Genomic DNA, 18,139 nt, shown 5'->3' with positions numbered 1-18,139 from the left:
CCTTCAATGCTTCCCAATCGCTACCGGCCTGAGAGAGCGTTCCAATGAACGGCATGCGCTTGCGGAATTCCGTATTTTTGCTCCTGCGCAACGCATTCCGTGCGTTGCCACTGAGTGAAGGCCGGCGTGATCGACTGCGCGCAGCGCTGATGAAAGCCTATGTACGCCTAGCCCCTCCACCACCGAAGGGTCATGCTGAGAATGGCGACACAGCAGCCAAGATCCGCGCATACCGACGAGCAGATGAACCAGCCATCGGTCATGTCGCTCACCGCGATTCAACACTGCCATCATCCCTGCCAGCGAACCTGATCGCATTCTACCTCCCCCAATTCCACACCTTCCCGGAAAACGATGCCTGGTGGGGAAAGGGGTTTACCGAATGGCGTAATGTCACCCGAGCGTTGCCGCAGTTCGAGGGTCACGTGCAACCTCGCCTGCCTGCCGACCTAGGCTTCTACGATCTGCGTAACCCGCAGGTAATGCGGGATCAGTCGCGACTTGCACATGAATACGGCATCTCGGCGTTCTGCTTTTACTTCTATTGGTTCGGCGGCAGAACCTTGATGGAGCAACCGCTGCGCCAATGGCTGGCGGATGACAGCATCGATCTTTCGTTTTGCCTCTGCTGGGCCAATGAGAGCTGGGCCAGGCGTTGGGATGGCCGCGATGAAGACATCCTGATGCAACAGCAGCACAGTGCCGAAGACGATATCGCGTTCATTGCCCATATCGCGCCGTATCTTCGCGATCGACGGGCAGTGAAAGTCAATGGCAAACCGATGCTGCTGATCTATCGACCAGGCCTGTTGCCCGACCCGAATGCGACTGCCAAGCGTTGGCGTGACTGGTGCCTTGAGAATGGCGTAGGCGAGATTCATCTGGCCTACGTGCAAAGCTTTGAACGCCCCGACCCTCGGCAGATCGGCTTTGATGCAGCGGTCGAGTTCCCCCCGAACATGAGCAACCCCCAGCAGATCTCAGGTGATCAGTGGCTGATCAATCCTGACTTCCGCGGCGATGTCCGCGACTGGCGCCAACTTGCCAAGCAGATCGCCCAGCGCCCGTTGCCAGACTACCCGCTCTATCCCGGAGTGAACCCAGGCTGGGACAATGAAGCTCGCCGCTCAGGGAACGGCAGGATCTACCTGCATGCATCCCCGCGTGGCTACCGCGATTGGTTGCGCAGCACCATTCACGAAAGGCTTGCGGATGTTCCATCGCACAATCGCTTCATTTTCATCAATGCCTGGAACGAATGGGCTGAAGGGGCCGTGCTTGAACCGGATGCACGCCTGGGGCACGCCTGGCTCGAGGCAACACGTAGTGCCCTTTGCCCGCAACCAGCTCCTTCACCAATTCGCCCCTGTGCTGTCATCCACGCATGGTACCCGGAAATTCTTGGCGAAATTCTCGAAGCCTTGCGCGCTACCAAACTGACCTGGCGCCTGCTGGTAACCACAGATCCATCGCATGAAATGGAGGTCCAGTCCATTTGCGGCAAATTGGGGGCGGAGGCAGAAATCCATGTATTCCCGAACCATGGCAGGGACATTCTGCCATTCCTTCATGTAGCCAACGACCTGCTGGAACAAGGCGAGCAACTGATACTCAAACTGCATACCAAGCGCTCCACTCACCGCGATGATGGCGGACAGTGGCGCAAGGAGCTGACCGAGCGTCTGATCGCGCCGGAACGGGCATCGGCAATCCTGCGCTCTTTCCAATCCGAGCCAGACCTCGGCTTGGTTGCGCCGGAAGGACACGTTCACCCGCTGAGCTTCTACTGGGGTGCAAACAAGAACAAAGTGCTTTCGCTACTGACGCAATTTGGAATCAGGACGCCAGAGGTTGATGTTGATGTTGATACCTTCGTATCAGGAAGCATGTTCTGGGTGCGCACCGAGGCACTAAGGCCAATACTGGACACGCATTTGGCACCGTCGATGTTCGAATCAGAACAGGGGCAGGTGGACGGCACGTTGGCGCATGCAGTAGAGCGGACATTCTCCCTCGCCGTGCGCGATGCCGGATATCGCCAGACTACAGCTGCCGAGCTGCTGGGCATTCCCTTTGACAGCTCGGTGCCATATGCATACGCAAAGCGCGGATAGCCGGCAGTTGTATCCAATGGCTCCGGCGACCCGCAACGGGTCGCCGGAAGACAACAGCACTACGCTCAGCGGAACGGCACGCCGGTCTTTTCCTTCAGCTCTTCATCGCTGACACCCGGCGCGGCTTCCACCAGCACCAGTCCATCAGCGGTCACATCGAAGATCGCCAAGTCAGTGATGACGCGATCAACCACCGCAACGCCGGTCAGCGGCAGGGTGCAATCCGGCAGGATCTTGTGCTCGCCGCTCTTGGCGGTGTGCTCCATCAGCACCACCACGCGCTGCACGCCGGCGACCAGATCCATCGCGCCGCCCATGCCCTTGACCATCTTGCCCGGCACCATCCAGTTGGCCAGATCGCCCTTGTCGGTGACCTGCATCGCGCCAAGGATGGCCAGGTTGATGTGGCCACCACGGATCATCGCGAACGAATCGTGGCTGCCGAAGTAGCTGGCACCAGCGCGCGCGGTGACGGTCTGCTTGCCTGCGTTGATCAGGTCGGCATCCACCTCGGCTTCGGTCGGAAAAGGGCCGATGCCGAGCAGGCCATTTTCGGACTGCAACCACACGTCGACGCCTTCGGGGATGTGGTTGGCCACCAGGGTCGGCAGGCCGATGCCCAGATTCACGTAGGCACCATCGGTCAGCTCGCGCGCGGCGCGCTGTGCCATTTCGTCACGGGTCCAGGCCATCTCAGTTCCCCTCCTGACGCACGGTGCGCTGTTCGATGCGCTTTTCCGGCGTTGCATTCAATACGATGCGATCGACGTAGATACCCGGCAGATGGACCTGATCCGGATCGATGGCGCCCACCGGCACGACCTCTTCCACTTCCACCACGCAGACCTTGCCAGCCATCGCGCAGGCTGGGTTGAAGTTGCGCGCGGTCTTGCGGAACAACAGGTTGCCGGCCTCGTCAGCCTTCCACGCCTTGACCAGCGAGACGTCGGCCTTCAGCGCGGTTTCCAGCACATAGTGCTTGCCGTCGATCTCGCGGGTCTCCTTGCCTTCGGCAACGATGGTGCCGTAGCCGGTGGCGGTGAAGAACGCCGGGATGCCAGCGCCGCCGGCACGCAGGCGCTCGGCCAGGGTGCCCTGCGGGTTGAATTCCAGCTCCAGTTCGCCGGCCAGATACTGGCGCTCGAACTCCTTGTTCTCACCAACGTAAGAGGAAATCATCTTCTTGATCTGGCGGGTTTCCAGCAGCTGGCCCAGTCCGAAACCATCGACACCGGCATTATTGGAAATCGCGGTCAGGCTCTTGACCCCGCTGTCGCGCAGCGCGGCAATCAGTGCCTCGGGGATGCCACACAGGCCAAAGCCACCTACGGCAAGGGTTTGCCCATCGGCCACGATACCGGCCAGGGCGTCGGCGGCGCTGGCAAAAACCTTGCCGCGTTGCCGGGTCGGGGAGAGATCGCTCATCGCATCACGCTCACAGTGCTGAAGATGCCCATATTCTAGCCATACCGCAGGGGCAACCCCCTTGGACTTTCGGCCAGCGCGCTTTGCCCGGGAAATGTCATCCAGCGTGCAGACAGCCAGCGAACGCGTACCCGACTAAACTAGGCAATCTTTCACTCAGCAGGATGCATGCATGCCCCTCCCCGCGTTCAAGGCCTACGATATCCGCGGCCGCGTGCCTGAAGAGCTCAACGAAGACATGGCCCGCAAGATCGGCAAGGCCTTGGCCGCCGAACTCGACGCTGGTCCGGTAGTGCTCGGCCATGATGTGCGCCTGACCAGTCCTGCACTGCAGGACGCGCTGGCTGCCGGCTTGCGCGGGGAAGGCAGGGAGGTCATCGACATCGGCCTGTGCGGCACCGAGGAGGTCTATTTCCAGACCGGCCACCTGCAGGCCGCCGGCGGGGTGATGGTCACCGCCAGCCACAATCCGATGGATTACAATGGTATGAAGCTGGTGCGTGAACAAGCGCGCCCGATCAGCTCCGATACCGGCTTGTTCACCATCTCCGACGCGGTGGCCGCAGACGACTCACAACCGCAGCCTGCGCGTGCGGGTCAGACCTCCCTGCATGAAAAGACGGCTTACATCCAACACCTGCTCAGCTACATCGATAGCAGCCAACTCAAGCCCCTGAAGTTGGTGGTCAATGCAGGCAACGGCGGCGCCGGTGCCATCGTCGACCTGCTGGCGCCGCACCTGCCGCTGGAGTTCGTGCGTATCTGCCACGAGCCCGACGGCAGCTTCCCCAATGGCATCCCCAATCCGCTGTTGCCGGAGAACCGCGACGCCACCGCGAGCGCCGTTCGCGAGTACGGTGCCGATTTCGGCATCGCTTGGGATGGCGACTTCGACCGCTGTTTCTTCTTCGACCACAACGGCCGTTTCATCGAGGGCTATTACCTGGTTGGACTGCTGGCCCAAGCCATCCTTGCCCGCAACCCCGGCGGCAAGATCATCCACGACCCGCGCCTGACCTGGAATACGGTCGAGATGGTGGAGGCTGCAGGCGGCGTGCCGGTGCTGTGCAAGAGTGGCCATGCCTTCATCAAGGAAAAGATGCGCGCGGAGAACGCCGTCTACGGCGGTGAGATGAGCGCGCACCACTACTTCCGTGAGTTCGCTTACGCCGATTCTGGAATGATCCCGTGGCTGTTGATTGCCGCGCAGGTCTCCAGCAGCGGCTTGTCGTTGGCCGAACTGGTCGAGGACCGCATGGCCCGCTTCCCCTGCAGTGGCGAAATCAACTTCAAGGTTGCCGACGCCAAGGCTGCAGTTACGCGGGTCATGGCACACTTCGCCACGCAAACGCCTGCACTGGATCACACCGATGGCATCAGCGCCGATTTCGGCAGCTGGCGCTTCAACCTGCGCAGCTCCAACACCGAGCCGCTGCTGCGATTGAACGTTGAAACCCGAGGTGATGCCGCGCTGCTGGCCGAGCGCACCGCCGAAATTTCCACCTTGATCACCGCCTGAGAGCCTTCATGAGCCAGATCCTGCCCGTCATTCTTTCCGGTGGTTCCGGCACGCGCCTATGGCCGCTGTCGCGCGAAGCCTACCCCAAGCAGTTCCTGCAGTTGGCCGGCGAGCACAGCATGTTGCAGTCCACTTGGTTGCGGGTTGCCGATGTCGCCACGCAGGCGCCAATCGTTGTGGCCAACGAAGCGCATCGCTTCGTCGCCGCCGAACAGCTGCAGCAGGTCGGGACCACCCCTTCAGCCATCCTGCTGGAGCCGATCGGCCGCAATACCGCACCGGCTATTGCCGCAGCCGCGCTGGAAGCCTGCCGCGACGGCGCCGACCCGTTGCTGCTCGTGCTGCCTTCAGATCACTTGATCCGTGATGTTGCCCACTTCCACCGCGCGATCCTGGACGCTGCCGATATCGCCGAGCAGGGAAAGCTGGTCACCTTCGGCATCCAGCCGACCGCACCGGAAACCGGCTACGGCTACATCAAGGCCGTCGGCGGTGAAGGCGCACGCGCCATCGAACGCTTCGTCGAGAAGCCTGACCTGGCAACCGCGCAGGATTATGTCGCCTCCGGTGAGTACTACTGGAACAGCGGCATGTTCCTGTTCCGCGCCTCGCGCTACCTGCAGGAGCTGGAACGTCTGCAGCCGCAAATTCTGGCCGCTTGCCGCGCATCCTGGGAAAAAGCACGCCGCGAGAGTGACTTCATCCGTCTCGACGCTGATGCATTCAAGGCCAGCCCTTCGGATTCCATCGATTACGCGGTGATGGAGAAAACCGCCGATGCTGCGGTGGTTCCGCTGGATGCCGGCTGGAGCGATGTCGGCTCGTGGACGGCGCTGCGCGATGTATCCGAGCAGGACGCGAATGGCAATGCACATCGCGGCGACGTGATTGCAATCGATTGCCACGACACATTCGCTTACGGCGAGCGCCTGATAGCGATGGTTGGTCTGGACGATGTGATCGTGGTCGAGACCGATGATGCGGTACTGGTTGGCAAATCCGACCGCATGCAGGAAGTGAAGGATGTCGTGGCACGCCTGAAGGCTGACGGCCGCAGCGAGGCCACCTGGCATCGCAAGGTCTATCGCCCTTGGGGTGCCTATGACTCGATCGACAACGGCGAACGTTTCCAGGTAAAGCGCATCACCGTCAAGCCGGGCGGCACCTTGAGCCTGCAGATGCATCATCACCGCGCCGAGCACTGGATCGTGGTCAGCGGTACGGCCGAAGTCACCCGTGGCAATGAAGTACTGCTGCTGGCCGAAAACCAGAGCACCTATATCCCACTCGGCGTCACCCACCGTCTGCGCAACCCCGGCAAACTGCCCCTGGAGTTGATCGAGGTGCAGTCAGGCAGCTATCTGGGTGAGGACGATATCGTGCGCTTCGAGGATACCTACGGGCGCACCTGAGATTGTCTGCAAACTGAAAACAAAAACCCCGGGGAGGCCCCGGGGTTTTTTCAGCGATAGTTCCACGTCACCTGGCAGGGCTAGCAGATGCCTGTCAAGCTTTCGAAATCTCGCCGATGACGCGCTGCAGCCCTTCCTGCCACGCAGGCAAGGCGATACCAAAATCCCGCTGCAACTTGCGGTTGTCCAGTACCGACCAGGCAGGACGCTTAGCCGGCGTTGGATACTCGGCACTTGAGATTGCCAGCACCCTCGGCGCCTTGGTAAGCACCCCCGCAGACAGCGCCTCGGCAAAGATCGCCTCGGCGAAACCGTGCCAACTGGCCTGCCCCGATGCAGTCAGATGCCAGGTTCCGGACAGCTGCCCTGGATGCTGCAGCGCTTGTGCGGTGACATCCGCAATCAAGGCGGCCGGCGTCGGCGTGCCAACCTGGTCAGCCACCACCCGTAGCTCATCGCGCTCCGCACCTACGCGCAGCATCGTCCGCAGGAAGTTGCCGCCGTGCGACGCATACACCCATGCGGTGCGGAAAATCAGATGACGACCACCGGCCGCACGCACTGCATCTTCGCCATCGCGCTTGCTTGCGCCATAGACACCCAGCGGCTCGGTCACCTCGTCTTCAACATAAGGCGCCACACCCTGACCATTGAACACGTAGTCGGTCGAGTAATGCACCATCGGCACGCCGTTAACCGCGCACCATTGAGCAATCACTCCTGGCGCTTGGGCGTTGGCCCGGAACGCGGCCTCCGGGTCCAGCTCGGCCTTGTCAACTGCTGTGTAGGCAGCTGCATTGATCACCACCGAAGGCTGCAACCGATCCAACAAAACAGGCAGGCTTTCGGGTGCATCGAAATCCGCGACCTCACAGGCACTGCCATCAGCCAGTTTGCCGCTGCGCGTGGTGGCAACAACCGGGCCGAGCGAAGCCAGCGCGCGCAACAATTCCTGACCAACCTGCCCGTTGCCACCAAACACCAGCATGGTCATGGAATGTAAACCGGCAGGCGGTCTTCGGAGATGTCCTTCAGGAACGGCGCGCCCTCATCCTTGGCGGACAAGTTCGGGGTGCTGATAGGCCAATCCACGCCGATTTCAGCATCGTTCCAACGGACCCCGGCATCAAACTCTTTCAGGTAGACATCGGTGCACAAATAGCTGAACACCGCGCGCTCGGACAGCACCGCAAAGCCATGAGCGAAGCCTTCTGGAATCCAGAACTGACGCTTGTTTTCCGCGCTCAGGACAACCGCCTCCCACTTGCCGAAGGTCGGCGAGCCACGGCGGATATCAACCGCCACGTCATACACCTCACCTTCCAGCACGCTGACCAGCTTGCCCTGCGGACGCGGCCACTGGTAATGGAGCCCGCGCAGCACGCCCTTGCTGGAAGCTGACACATTACTCTGCACGAACTTATCGGGCAGACCCAGCGCCTTGAAACGCTCGGCATTCCAGGTTTCGAAGAAAAAGCCGCGCTCGTCGCCAAACACCGCCGGCTCGATGACGACACAGCCAGGCATGGCGGTCTCGATTACTTTCACGGAACAATTCCTCGCCGAACCAGTTTCTGCAGGTACAGCCCATAACCATTCTTGGACAAGGGCGCCGCCAATGCCTCAAGCTGCTCCGCCGTAATCCAGCCTTGGCCATAGGCAATTTCCTCGGGACAACAGACCTGCAAGCCCTGCCGCGTCTGGATAGTCTCGATGAAATTGGAGGCCTCCAGCAACGACTGGTGCGTACCCGTATCCAGCCATGCATAGCCTCGACCAAGCGGCTCCAGCTGCAGCTTTCCTTCGTCCAAGTACACTTGATTCAGATCAGTGATCTCCAACTCGCCGCGCGGCGACGGCTTCAGCGCAGCCGCGTAGTCGCTGGCATTTCCGTCATAGAAATACAGGCCAGTCACTGCATAGTTGGAGCGCGGGTTCTGCGGCTTTTCGACCAAACCGACAACCCTGCCACTTTCGTCGAACTCGGCGACACCATAGCGTTCAGGGTCGTTGACCCAGTAACCAAACACTGTAGCTCCGCTGGTCCGTGCGTCGGCTCGACTCAGTACATCGCGCAAACCATGCCCATGGAAAATATTGTCACCCAACACCAGACAACTGGGCTTACCCCCGACGAAATCACGTCCGATCAGGTAAGCCTGCGCCAAGCCATCCGGGCTCGGCTGCACTGCGTACTGGATGTCCATTCCCCACTGAGAACCATCACCCAACAGCTGCTGGAACAAAGCCTGTTCATGCGGTGTATTGATGATCAGCACTTCACGGATGCCCGCAAGCATCAGCACGCTAAGCGGGTAATAGATCATCGGCTTGTCATAGACCGGCAGCAATTGCTTGCTGACGCCCTTGGTAATCGGATACAGGCGCGTACCAGAGCCGCCGGCCAGAATGATGCCTTTACGTTGCGTCATAGTTGCTTCCTTGTAGGCCCGCACATCCGCGCGGGCACTGGATGATCGATATCAGACGTCGGTGCCAATGCGCTGCAGGCGATAACTACCGTCCAACACACCGTTCACCCATTCCTGATTATCCAGGTACCAATCCACGGTGAAGCCGATGCCCTGCTCGAACGTATGCTTCGGCTCCCAGCCCAGTTCGTTCTTGAGCTTGGAAGCATCGATCGCGTAACGGCGATCGTGGCCGGGACGATCCGTCACATAGGTGATCTGCTCGGCGCGCGATTTGCCATCCGCGCGCGGGCGGCGCGCGTCAAGCAGCGCGCAGATCGCCTGCACCACTTCGATGTTCTGCTTCTCAGAGTTGCCACCAACGTTATAGGTTTCACCGATCTTGCCCTTGGCCAACACGGTGCGGATTGCCTCGCAATGATCGGCAACAAACAGCCAATCACGCACCTGCTTGCCATCGCCATAGACCGGCAACGACTCGCCGGCCAATGCCTTGGCGATCACCAACGGAATGAGCTTTTCCGGGAAGTGATAGGGGCCGTAGTTGTTCGAACAGTTGGTGGTCAGCACCGGCAGGCCATAGGTGTGATGGAAAGCACGCACCAGGTGGTCGGAGGCTGCCTTGGAAGCCGAGTACGGTGAGTTTGGCGCGTACGGCGTAGTCTCGGTGAACTTGCCGGTCTCACCGAGCGTGCCGTAGACCTCATCGGTGGACACATGCAGGAAGCGGAATGCATCGGCTTTGTCAGCCGGCAACGCCTTCCAATAGTCACGCACCGCTTCCAGCAGACCGAGGGTTCCAACCACGTTGGTCTGGATGAATGCGCCTGGACCGTCGATCGAACGATCCACATGGCTTTCGGCAGCGAAATTCAGTACGGCATCAGGGCTGTGCTTGGCCAACAGGCTTGCAACCAACGCGCGGTCACCAATATCACCCTGCACGAACGTGTGGCTGGGATTACCTTCGAGGCTATCCAGCGTCTTCAGGTTGCCTGCGTAGGTCAGCGCATCCAGATTGATGATGCGGATGCCCTTTGCTACAGCTTCCAATACAAAATTGCCGCCGATAAAGCCGGCGCCGCCGGTCACAAGCCATGTGGTCACGCGTTGTTTCTCCTGATTACAGCTGCCAAGGCAGCGATTAATTGCTACAAGCATATAACGCCAGGGTGCATTGATCTGCACCATTGACAACGAAAGCCTTTGCGCCAAACATTGTCCGGACATTTGCCAAAGAAATGCAAGCCACCATACGCATTCGCACGGGCCTATCAACCCGGCTAGAATCGGGAAAATTTGTCCCCGGCCCGCGCCGGCCCCCATCAGCAACCGAAGGACCCCGCAGCACATGAAAATCCTCGTCGCGTACAAGCGCGTGGTGGACTACAACGTCCGCATTCAAGTCAAGCCGGATGGTTCCGGCGTGGTCACCGATGGCGTCAAGCTTTCGCCCAACCCGTTCGATGAGATCGCCCTGGAAGAAGCCCTGCGCCTGCGCGACAAGGGCATCGCCACGGAAGTGATCGTGGCCACCATCGCCCCGGCCGATGCCCAGGCCCACCTGCGCAATGGCCTGGCCATGGGCGCCAACCGCGCCATCCACGTGGTCACTGACCAAGCGATCCAGCCGCTGACCGCCGCTCGCACTCTTCTCAAGCTGGTGGAAAAGGAACAGCCGGACCTGGTCATCCTCGGCAAGCAGGCCATCGACGACGATGCCAACCAGACCGGGCAGATGCTCGCAACGCTGTGGGCGCGCCCGCAGGCCACCTTCGCCTCCAAGGTCGAGATCGCTGATGGCAAGGCCACGGTCACCCGTGAAGTCGACGCCGGCCTGGAAACGCTGGAAGTCGATCTGCCGGCCGTGATCACCACCGACCTGCGCCTGAACGAGCCGCGCTTCATCAAGCTGCCGGACATCATGAAGGCCAAGGCCAAGCCGCTGGAGACCCTGCAGCTGGCCGACCTCGGCGTTGAAGCCGCTGACACGTTCAAGACCACCCAGTACGCCGCGCCGTCCAAGCGCAGCAAGGGCGTGATGGTGAAGGACGCTGCCGAACTGGTAGCCGCACTCAAGCAGAAGGGGTTGTTGTAATGGCCAAGATTCTCGTCATCGCCGAACACCTGGACGGCAAGCTCAACAGCGCCGTGGCCAAGACCGTGTCGGCAGCGACCGCCGTGGGCGGCGACATCCACGTGTTGGTGCTGGCCGCCGACCCGGCCGCCATCGCTGCCGAAGCCGCGCAGATCGCCGGCGTCAGCAAGGTGCTGACCATCGCCAACCCGGCCAATGAACATGCGCTGGCACAGGTACAGGCGCCGCAGATCGCCAAGGCCGCTGCCGGCTACAGCCATGTATTCGGTCCCTCGACCACCACTGGCAAGGATGTGATGCCGGCCGTGGCCGCCCTGCTTGGCGTCAACCAGGTATCGGACCTGATGTCGGTCGAAAGCGCGCATACCTTCAAGCGCCCGATCTACGCAGGCAACGCCATCATCACCGTCGAGGTGCCAACTGATCAGGTCGTCGTCGCCACCGTGCGTGCCGCCTCCTGGCAGGAAGCAGCCAAGGGCAACAGCGCGCCGGTCGAAGCGATCAATGTCGATGCAGCCCTGCCGGGCCACACCCGCTTCATCGGCCTGGCTGCCGGCAAGAGCGACCGTCCCGATCTGCAGAGCGCCAAGCGCGTGGTCTCCGGTGGCCGTGGCGTCGGTTCGGAAGAGAACTTCAAGGTGATCTATGCCCTGGCCGACAAGCTCGGTGCCGGCGTAGGTGCCTCGCGCGCCGCCGTGGACGCAGGCTATGTGCCCAGCGACATGCAGGTTGGCCAGACCGGCAAGATCATTGCCCCCGAGCTGTACATCGCCGTGGGCATCTCTGGCGCCATCCAGCACCTGACAGGCATCAAGGATGCGGGTACCATCGTTGCCATCAACAAGGATCCCGACTCGCCGATTTTTGAGGTCGCCGATATCGGCCTGGTAGGAGACCTCTTCACCCTGCTACCGGAACTAGAGAAGGCACTGGGCTGAGCCCCGGCGATGCCGACCTACCATCAGGTCGGCATCGCGCAAATTTCATGGAAGGCGGTTAACATCTCGCCTCGACACGAGTAAACCACCTGCATGACCGACAGTACTCCATCCCGTATCGCGCCCACTGTTTCCGTAGTGGTGCCGGTGTACCGGGGCGCCGACTCGATCTCCGAGCTATTCCGCCGACTGCAGGCCACTCTGAAGGGTGCAGACGAGCAATTCGAGGTGTTGTTCGTCGATGATCGCGGCAGCGCTGACAACTGGCCAGCCATCCAAGCGCTAACCTTGGTCCACCCGCAGGTCCGCGGGATTCGACTGAGCCGCAATTTTGGCCAGCATGCCGCGACACTGTGCGGTATTTCACGCGCGAAAGGTGAATGGATCATCACCATCGATGAAGATTTGGAACAACCCCCTGAGTCCATCCCTTCGATGTTGGCAAAGGCTCGAGAAGGCCACTTGGTGGTCTACGGGGTCAATGAACAACGCACGCACGCACGTTGGCGGAACATCACTTCCGAGCTTGGCCGCAGCGCGTTCAAATTTGCGATCCCCTCACTGAATCGCGAATACACATCATTCCGCGTAATCCATCAAAGTGTGGCAAAAGAGCTGGAGCGGTTCCAGTCGCCTTTTACCTTTATCGATGGCTACATCTCTTGGGTAACGAACACCTACGCGACTGTAATAGTCCCGCATGATGCGGGAATGCACACAACCAGCAGCTACAACTTGCGCAAGCTGCTCGCGCACATGATCAATATTTTCGTTACTTTCTCAGACCTCCCCCTGCGCATCGCTACGTGGCTGGGAGTAAGCGCCTCTATTGGCGGAGCCGCCTGGGGAGTGATCATCATGGCAGCAAAGCTGCTCGGCGTGGTCAATGCCAGCGGTTATGCATCAATCATGGCAGGCATGACCTTCCTCGGAGGCCTACAGCTGCTCATCCTCGGTATATTTGGGCAATATATCGCGCGCATCAACTTCAAGACTGCCTCGATGCCGCTGTTCCTAGTGGAACAGGAATCACGCCTGTGAAACCACTGCTTATCATCGGCGCCTCTTCGTTCGGCCGCCTTATTGCAGCTCTCGCCGAGGAATGCGGCCGGCCGGTGGCGGGCTTCATCGACGATACCATCGATGGACCAAGCATTTTGGGCAACACCCACGATCTCGGCACTGAACTGCAACCATTGCACTACGAGCTTGCGCTAGCCATAGGCTACAAGCACTTACAGGCACGGCTGGATCAGTTCATCCGACTGAAAGAGGTGGGATTCCTTTTTCCAAAGCTGATTCATCCGACGGCGCGGATAAGTAAGCATGCAAACGTGGAAGAGGGGTGTCTAGTCATGGGCGGCGCAGACGTCGACGCTTTCAGTGAAATCGGTTCAGTTTGCGTGTTGTGGCCGCGCGCAGTGGTGAGTCATGACAACAGGATTGGCAGAAACACATTCATAAGCCCCGCAGCAACTCTGTGCGGCTTCGTCACCGTGGGCCAAAGCAGCTTCATTGGCGCCAACAGCACCATTGTGGACGGATCCACATTGAGAGATAGCAGCTTCGTCAAGGCAGCATCCCTGCATTATTCCAAGAACAAAGCAACATGACCTCCCAGAATCGCGTCGCTATCCTCCAGTCCAGTTACATTCCATGGAAGGGCTTCTTTGACATCATCCATGATGTCGACACCTTCGTTTTCTTCGATGATGTCCAGTACACCAAGTGTGATTGGCGCTCTCGCAACCGGGTGATCTCCAACGGCAGCCCGATCTGGCTGAGCATTCCAGCGGGTAGCGATATCAAGCGACTGATTAACGAGGTCAAGCTGGCTGACCACAGCTGGCAACGAAAGCACTGGACCACGATTCGCCATGCTTACGCGAAGAGTCCGTTCTTCAAGGATTATGCTGCCCAGCTGGAGGATATCTACCTGGGCCAAAACTGGGAATCGCTCTCAGAATTCAACCAGCACATGATTCGCGTGTTGACGGATATGCTGGGTATCAACACGCGTTTCATTGATGTTACATCGCTCGGCGCTCGGGGGGCCAAGACCGAGCGATTGATCGATGTCTGCCGCAAGGTTGGGGGCACACACTATCTTTCTGGCCCAGCCGCCCGCGCTTACATCGAGCCTGAGCTGTTCGAGCAGGCAAACATAGAGCTCGAGTACAAAGACTACAGTGGATATCCGCAGTATTCGCAGGCTAGCGAGACGTTTGAGCATGCCGTCAGCGTACTGGATTTGCTTTTCAACACCGGCACATCCGCCCCCGATTTCATCTGGGGTTGGCGCGACCGAGGCTGACCGCCGCCCTCCCTGGAAGATCCCCATGGCTTACTTCTTCATTGCTCTGACCATCCTGTTGACCGTATATGGCCAACTGATCCTTAAATGGCAGGTTGCACAGTATCCGCACCTTGTGTCTGCACCGTTCTCGCTGATCAACATCACCACGTTGCTACTGAAGCCTTGGGTTATATCGGGTTTCGCAGCTGCATTCGCTGCATCAATTTGCTGGATGGCAGCGATAAGCAAACTGCCGCTGAGCAAAGCCTATCCCTTCATGTCGTGCAACTTTGTTCTTGTCGCATTGTTTGCCGCATGGCTGTTCCGCGAACAACTCGATGCCTACAAAATTGTCGGCACATTGATCATTATCGCGGGCGTAGTCGTCGTCTCGCGCTCAGTGTGAACGACAGGCACACCAGCACGGAGTACATAAGCATGATTCCCTTCAACAAACCTTTCATGACTGGCCGTGAACTTGCCTACATTGCGGAGGCTCACGCCAATGGCCACCTTTCTGGTGACGGCCAGTTCACCAAGCGCAGCCATTCATGGTTGCAGCAGCGCCTGCAGGCGTCACATGCACTGCTCACCCACAGCTGCACCGCCGCTCTGGAAATGGCAGCTTTGCTGCTGGATCTATCGCCTGGCGACGAAATCATCATGCCCTCGTATACCTTCGTATCCACCGCCAGTGCGTTTGCTTTGCGCGGCGCCGTCCCGGTATTCGTCGACGTCCGTGCGGACACTCTCAACCTTGATGAGCAACTGATCGAAGCAGCCATCACCGCCCGCACCAAGGCAATCTGTGTGGTCCACTACGCAGGTGTCGCCTGCGAAATGGATACCATAATGGATATCGCCCGACGCCACGGACTGGCGGTGGTCGAAGACGCCGCACAGGCCATCATGTCTACCTACAAGGGACGTCCGCTGGGCACTATCGGCGATCTGGGCACACTCAGCTTCCACGAAACCAAGAACATCATCTCCGGAGAAGGCGGCGCACTACTGTGCCGCGACAACCATTACGGCGAACGCGCAGAGATTCTTCGCGAAAAAGGCACCAACCGCAGTCGCTTCTTCCGTGGGCAGGTGGACAAGTACACATGGGTCGACGTCGGCTCTTCATTCCTGCCCGGGGAGATAACCGCAGCGTTCCTGTGCGCTCAATTTGAAGAGGCCGAGACCATTAATCAGCGCCGCTTGGCCATTTGGGAGCGCTACCACCAATGGGCTCAAGCACACGAGGAAAATGGCCTCTTGGTCCGCCCCACAGTGCCTGAGCATTGCCAGCACAACGCGCACATGTATTACATGCTGCTACCCAGCCTCGAGCAGCGCAGCCGGTTCATTACCGCACTTCGGGAAAAGGGCGTGCAATCGGTGTTCCACTACATCCCGCTGCACTCCTCGCCTGCCGGTCAGCGCTGCGGTCGTGCCCAAGGCAATCTTGCGGTTACCAACGATCTGTCCGATCGTCTGGTACGGATGCCGTTGTGGTTGGGCGTGGAGCAACACATGGAAAAGATACTGGAAGCGGCCGACAAAGCACTCCACGCAAAATGAACAGTCTCCCCCATTCCATCGCACACGTTTCAGCAGTAGGTGAACAATTGCTTTCGAGCTGGCGTGCTATACCCCGCGCTCGCCGCCTGCAGGCAGTCTGCGTAACCGCCATCATCATAGTACTTGCTCTGTTCATGGCCCTGCCTCCGACATCCAGTACTGTTCTACGGATATCCCTCAGCGCTCCAGCCGCAGGTGAACTGCAGGTCTACTTCGAGCAAGAAGGCGGGTTCCGTGAGGAATACTCTGCAAAGCGAGCTTTCGGAGCTGGCAATTCCGTACTTACCTTCGCCCTTCCTCAAGGGAAGTCAAGGTCCTTCCGGCTCGACCCGCCGGCGGGACTCACTGAGCTTCAGATCGATCAGATCGGGCTGGGCGGGTCAGAGGATTCGCAAGACCAGCTATTAGTGAGTGGCTCCATGCGTCCATTGGCACAGGTCGAATCCATGCAGCCTTTGGCAGGGGGGGCCGTACGCTTTGTATTGGCTGGCGATGCCAATGACGCGCAGATCCAGTTCGTCCCCGACCGCAAAGTAGTCCAAGCCAGTCGAACAAGGCATGTGCTGGAATCCGCAGGCTGGTTGCTTGTCACGATATGTAGCGTCATCGTGCTCGCCATCTGGCTGACCCAGCGGAACGCCCACGCATTTTTGGCCTTGGTGGCACTTGGCCTAGTCCTGGTAATGGCCTGTTTCGCTACCACATCGCATTCAGTCAGCCCCGACGAACGGCTGCATGAAGCAGACGCTCGTTATTTTACCGATGCCTGGTCGCCGCCACGCATCGACTCCGAAGCAATGCTTCCTTCGTACAAGGCCAGCCCCTATGGCGTCAGCTATCTGAACGAATGGAACCTCACCTACCTGTTCGCAGGAAAATTCAGCAATCTAACCGAGCGCCTAGGCATTGATGACCGTATCGGTTTCCGGCTCTACCAAGCGGGGATCTTCGCGGGCCTGCTGTGCCTGATCATGCTACTGGGCCTGCCACGGGCAGCAACGATCCCCATATTGCTGACACCACAAATCTGGTACCTATTCTCTTACATGAACGGTGACGCGCTACCCTTGGCAGCCTCGATGCTGGCCGGCGCACTGGTTTTTGCCCCCGCAAGCCGGCTCAAATCCTTCCTCTGCCGCTCCGCACCCGTCGACGTCGCAACAGTAGTCCAGGTGGCAACCTTCGTCTGCTGCTTGGCCGTGCTGATCATATCCAAGCGGAATTTCTGGCCTGTTGCTACGTTTCTTGTCGCCGGCGCCGCCATTGCGCCCTTAGGACTGAATGTACGCGCAGTAGCGGCCGTATCAATACTGCTACTACTGGCAATCATCGGCGCCGCCGGAGGCAGCGCACTGATTGCCACCTATGGCAATGGCGTGCTCATCCTTGCAGGAATGGCTGCACTGATAAGCGCGTGCATTCTTGTGCATTGGGCCCTTCGCAACGGGCTTGCGACCACGCTCAGGCGCAATGCCCTGCGCTACTCCGGTGTAGTCGCTTTGGCCCTCGCGCTGGCGGCGCCTTGGGTCATCGTCGACTATGACCGTAATGACGGTCCAGCGGGCAAGCATGCCCAAATCGAGGCCATGCGCGAGGCGCATGCCGCTCCTGAATTCAAACCCAGCCAACAGACGCCGGCGGGGGGCATCCGGATGCGGGACCAAGGTTACAGCCTGAAACAACTGCTCTCGCCGCCACTGGAATGGCAAACATCAACGTTCAAGAGCTTCTTCGGTGTCTATGGTTACATGCAATACTACGCTCCGGAGCCCTACTATCTGATTGTAGGAATCTTTGCGGCACTGTTCTTGCTCATTGCCACTGGGTCTACCCTGTTGGTCGATCCACTAGGTAAAAGCTACCTGTTGCTCGCAGGCTGCAGCACTCTGGCGCTGATCGGCGCCTCATTCCTGCACAGCTGGACCTATGACTTTCAGGCACAGGGGCGATACCTGATTGGCTGCGCGGCCTTCGCCATGCCCTTTATCTTCCGACTGCAGGCAACCAACCGCATCTATGCCGCAGCCAACCTCAGTATCAGCGCACTTTTCCTGATGGGCGTTTACTCGTTCGTTCGTATCGGCCTGCCCTCACTGAGCATGTAGAACCCGCCCAGCTGCGACACCCTCTCGCAAGGCACCGTACAACAGAATACAATTCCGCAATGCGACCGTCAGTTAGTGCCGTAAGGCGCGGTCGGCGACGCGTGGAACCTGAGTTGCTTACCAGCAATGGGAAAGGCATAGCCCTGATTGCACGTCCGACAAACATCATCGGCCGAGTAAGGCTGCCATCAGAACCGGAACCTGACGTTCCCGCAACGGAGCGAGCAGAAC

17 protein-coding genes are annotated in these 18,139 nt (G+C 59.5%); 11 read left to right on the top strand and 6 right to left on the bottom strand.

Translation table 11 applies throughout. The annotated features are described in order from the left end of the window. The first annotated feature begins 44 nt into the window (after window positions 1-44). A complete protein-coding gene (locus ACVOLS_RS12840; RefSeq protein ID WP_481545903.1) occupies window positions 45-2,114 on the top strand; it encodes a glycoside hydrolase family 99-like domain-containing protein in 2,070 nt (689 codons plus the stop codon). Between the two features lie 65 nt (window positions 2,115-2,179). Here ACVOLS_RS12840 and ACVOLS_RS12835 read toward each other — a convergent pair whose 3' ends face one another. Then, the gene (locus ACVOLS_RS12835) at window positions 2,180-2,806 is read right to left on the bottom strand and encodes a CoA transferase subunit B (RefSeq protein WP_481545902.1); all 627 of its coding nucleotides are present in this window, start codon (window positions 2,804-2,806) and stop codon (window positions 2,180-2,182) included. A 1-nt stretch (window position 2,807) separates the two neighbouring features. Continuing rightward, entirely contained in the window at window positions 2,808-3,539 is a 732-nt protein-coding gene (locus tag ACVOLS_RS12830) for a CoA transferase subunit A (RefSeq protein WP_481545901.1), read from the bottom strand. Window positions 3,540-3,711: 172 nt separating this feature from the next. Between ACVOLS_RS12830 and ACVOLS_RS12825 the strand changes: the two genes are divergently transcribed. After that, window positions 3,712-5,058 carry a phosphohexomutase domain-containing protein gene (locus ACVOLS_RS12825; RefSeq protein WP_481545900.1) on the top strand — a complete coding sequence of 449 codons (1,347 nt, stop codon included), beginning with the start codon at window positions 3,712-3,714 and terminating at the stop codon, window positions 5,056-5,058. 8 nt (window positions 5,059-5,066) lie between these two features. After that, on the top strand, window positions 5,067-6,470 hold the full coding sequence (locus ACVOLS_RS12820; protein ID WP_481545899.1) for a mannose-1-phosphate guanylyltransferase/mannose-6-phosphate isomerase: 1,404 nt from the start codon (window positions 5,067-5,069) through the stop codon (window positions 6,468-6,470). A gap of 94 nt (window positions 6,471-6,564) precedes the next feature. On the opposite strand, the gene rfbD is transcribed toward ACVOLS_RS12820, so the two are convergent. Genes rfbD through rfbB form a run of 4 tightly spaced genes read right to left on the bottom strand, consistent with a single transcriptional unit; the run spans window position 6,565 to window position 10,009 of the window. After that, the gene (gene rfbD, locus ACVOLS_RS12815) at window positions 6,565-7,464 is read right to left on the bottom strand and encodes a dTDP-4-dehydrorhamnose reductase (protein ID WP_481545898.1); all 900 of its coding nucleotides are present in this window, start codon (window positions 7,462-7,464) and stop codon (window positions 6,565-6,567) included. Continuing rightward, a complete protein-coding gene (gene rfbC, locus ACVOLS_RS12810) occupies window positions 7,461-8,018 on the bottom strand; it encodes a dTDP-4-dehydrorhamnose 3,5-epimerase (protein ID WP_481545897.1) in 558 nt (185 codons plus the stop codon). The genes rfbD and rfbC overlap by 4 nt, the downstream gene beginning before the upstream one ends. After that, on the bottom strand, window positions 8,015-8,902 hold the full coding sequence (rfbA, locus tag ACVOLS_RS12805; RefSeq protein WP_481545896.1) for a glucose-1-phosphate thymidylyltransferase RfbA: 888 nt from the start codon (window positions 8,900-8,902) through the stop codon (window positions 8,015-8,017). The genes rfbC and rfbA overlap by 4 nt, the downstream gene beginning before the upstream one ends. 51 nt (window positions 8,903-8,953) lie before the next feature. Beyond that, complete coding sequence (gene rfbB, locus ACVOLS_RS12800; RefSeq protein WP_481545895.1) at window positions 8,954-10,009, bottom strand: dTDP-glucose 4,6-dehydratase; 1,056 nt, start codon at window positions 10,007-10,009, stop codon at window positions 8,954-8,956. Between the two features lie 244 nt (window positions 10,010-10,253). On the opposite strand from rfbB, the gene ACVOLS_RS12795 reads away from it, so the two are divergent. From ACVOLS_RS12795 to ACVOLS_RS12760, 8 genes are all read left to right on the top strand, one after another. Beyond that, complete coding sequence (locus ACVOLS_RS12795) at window positions 10,254-11,000, top strand: electron transfer flavoprotein subunit beta/FixA family protein (protein WP_481513749.1); 747 nt, start codon at window positions 10,254-10,256, stop codon at window positions 10,998-11,000. Then, window positions 11,000-11,938 (top strand): electron transfer flavoprotein subunit alpha/FixB family protein, encoded by a 939-nt coding sequence (locus ACVOLS_RS12790; protein WP_481545894.1) that lies wholly within the window; start codon window positions 11,000-11,002, stop codon window positions 11,936-11,938. Before ACVOLS_RS12795 ends, ACVOLS_RS12790 begins: the two co-directional genes overlap by 1 nt. Window positions 11,939-12,031: 93 nt before the next feature. After that, on the top strand, window positions 12,032-12,979 hold the full coding sequence (locus ACVOLS_RS12785; RefSeq protein ID WP_481545893.1) for a glycosyltransferase family 2 protein: 948 nt from the start codon (window positions 12,032-12,034) through the stop codon (window positions 12,977-12,979). Then, complete coding sequence (locus tag ACVOLS_RS12780) at window positions 12,976-13,551, top strand: PglD-related sugar-binding protein (protein WP_481545892.1); 576 nt, start codon at window positions 12,976-12,978, stop codon at window positions 13,549-13,551. The genes ACVOLS_RS12785 and ACVOLS_RS12780 overlap by 4 nt, the downstream gene beginning before the upstream one ends. After that, entirely contained in the window at window positions 13,548-14,252 is a 705-nt protein-coding gene (locus ACVOLS_RS12775) for a WbqC family protein (protein ID WP_481545891.1), read from the top strand. Before ACVOLS_RS12780 ends, ACVOLS_RS12775 begins: the two co-directional genes overlap by 4 nt. Before the next feature lie 25 nt (window positions 14,253-14,277). Continuing rightward, window positions 14,278-14,640, top strand: a complete 363-nt coding sequence (locus ACVOLS_RS12770; protein WP_481545890.1) for an EamA family transporter — start codon at window positions 14,278-14,280, stop codon at window positions 14,638-14,640. A gap of 32 nt (window positions 14,641-14,672) precedes the next feature. After that, a complete protein-coding gene (gene rffA, locus ACVOLS_RS12765; RefSeq protein ID WP_481545889.1) occupies window positions 14,673-15,803 on the top strand; it encodes a dTDP-4-amino-4,6-dideoxygalactose transaminase in 1,131 nt (376 codons plus the stop codon). Beyond that, window positions 15,800-17,908, top strand: coding sequence for a hypothetical protein (locus tag ACVOLS_RS12760; protein WP_481545888.1), 2,109 nt, complete (start codon window positions 15,800-15,802; stop codon window positions 17,906-17,908). The genes rffA and ACVOLS_RS12760 overlap by 4 nt, the downstream gene beginning before the upstream one ends. Window positions 17,909-18,139 lie beyond the last annotated feature (231 nt).

The organism is Stenotrophomonas sp. STEN038 (assembly GCF_056759895.1).
This window is presented reverse-complemented; position numbering and strand designations above follow the sequence as displayed.

Coding starts and splice junctions, on each gene's coding strand:
- ACVOLS_RS12785 (WP_481545893.1), top strand. CDS start 12,032: ATGACCGACAGTACTCCATCCCGTATCGCGCCCACTGTTTCCGTAGTG.
- ACVOLS_RS12760 (WP_481545888.1), top strand. CDS start 15,800: ATGAACAGTCTCCCCCATTCCATCGCACACGTTTCAGCAGTAGGTGAA.
- ACVOLS_RS12835 (WP_481545902.1), bottom strand. CDS start 2,806: ATGGCCTGGACCCGTGACGAAATGGCACAGCGCGCCGCGCGCGAGCTG.
- rffA (WP_481545889.1), top strand. CDS start 14,673: ATGATTCCCTTCAACAAACCTTTCATGACTGGCCGTGAACTTGCCTAC.
- ACVOLS_RS12820 (WP_481545899.1), top strand. CDS start 5,067: ATGAGCCAGATCCTGCCCGTCATTCTTTCCGGTGGTTCCGGCACGCGC.
- ACVOLS_RS12770 (WP_481545890.1), top strand. CDS start 14,278: ATGGCTTACTTCTTCATTGCTCTGACCATCCTGTTGACCGTATATGGC.
- ACVOLS_RS12825 (WP_481545900.1), top strand. CDS start 3,712: ATGCCCCTCCCCGCGTTCAAGGCCTACGATATCCGCGGCCGCGTGCCT.
- rfbD (WP_481545898.1), bottom strand. CDS start 7,464: ATGACCATGCTGGTGTTTGGTGGCAACGGGCAGGTTGGTCAGGAATTG.
- ACVOLS_RS12790 (WP_481545894.1), top strand. CDS start 11,000: ATGGCCAAGATTCTCGTCATCGCCGAACACCTGGACGGCAAGCTCAAC.
- rfbA (WP_481545896.1), bottom strand. CDS start 8,902: ATGACGCAACGTAAAGGCATCATTCTGGCCGGCGGCTCTGGTACGCGC.
- ACVOLS_RS12795 (WP_481513749.1), top strand. CDS start 10,254: ATGAAAATCCTCGTCGCGTACAAGCGCGTGGTGGACTACAACGTCCGC.
- ACVOLS_RS12840 (WP_481545903.1), top strand. CDS start 45: ATGAACGGCATGCGCTTGCGGAATTCCGTATTTTTGCTCCTGCGCAAC.
- ACVOLS_RS12830 (WP_481545901.1), bottom strand. CDS start 3,539: ATGAGCGATCTCTCCCCGACCCGGCAACGCGGCAAGGTTTTTGCCAGC.
- ACVOLS_RS12775 (WP_481545891.1), top strand. CDS start 13,548: ATGACCTCCCAGAATCGCGTCGCTATCCTCCAGTCCAGTTACATTCCA.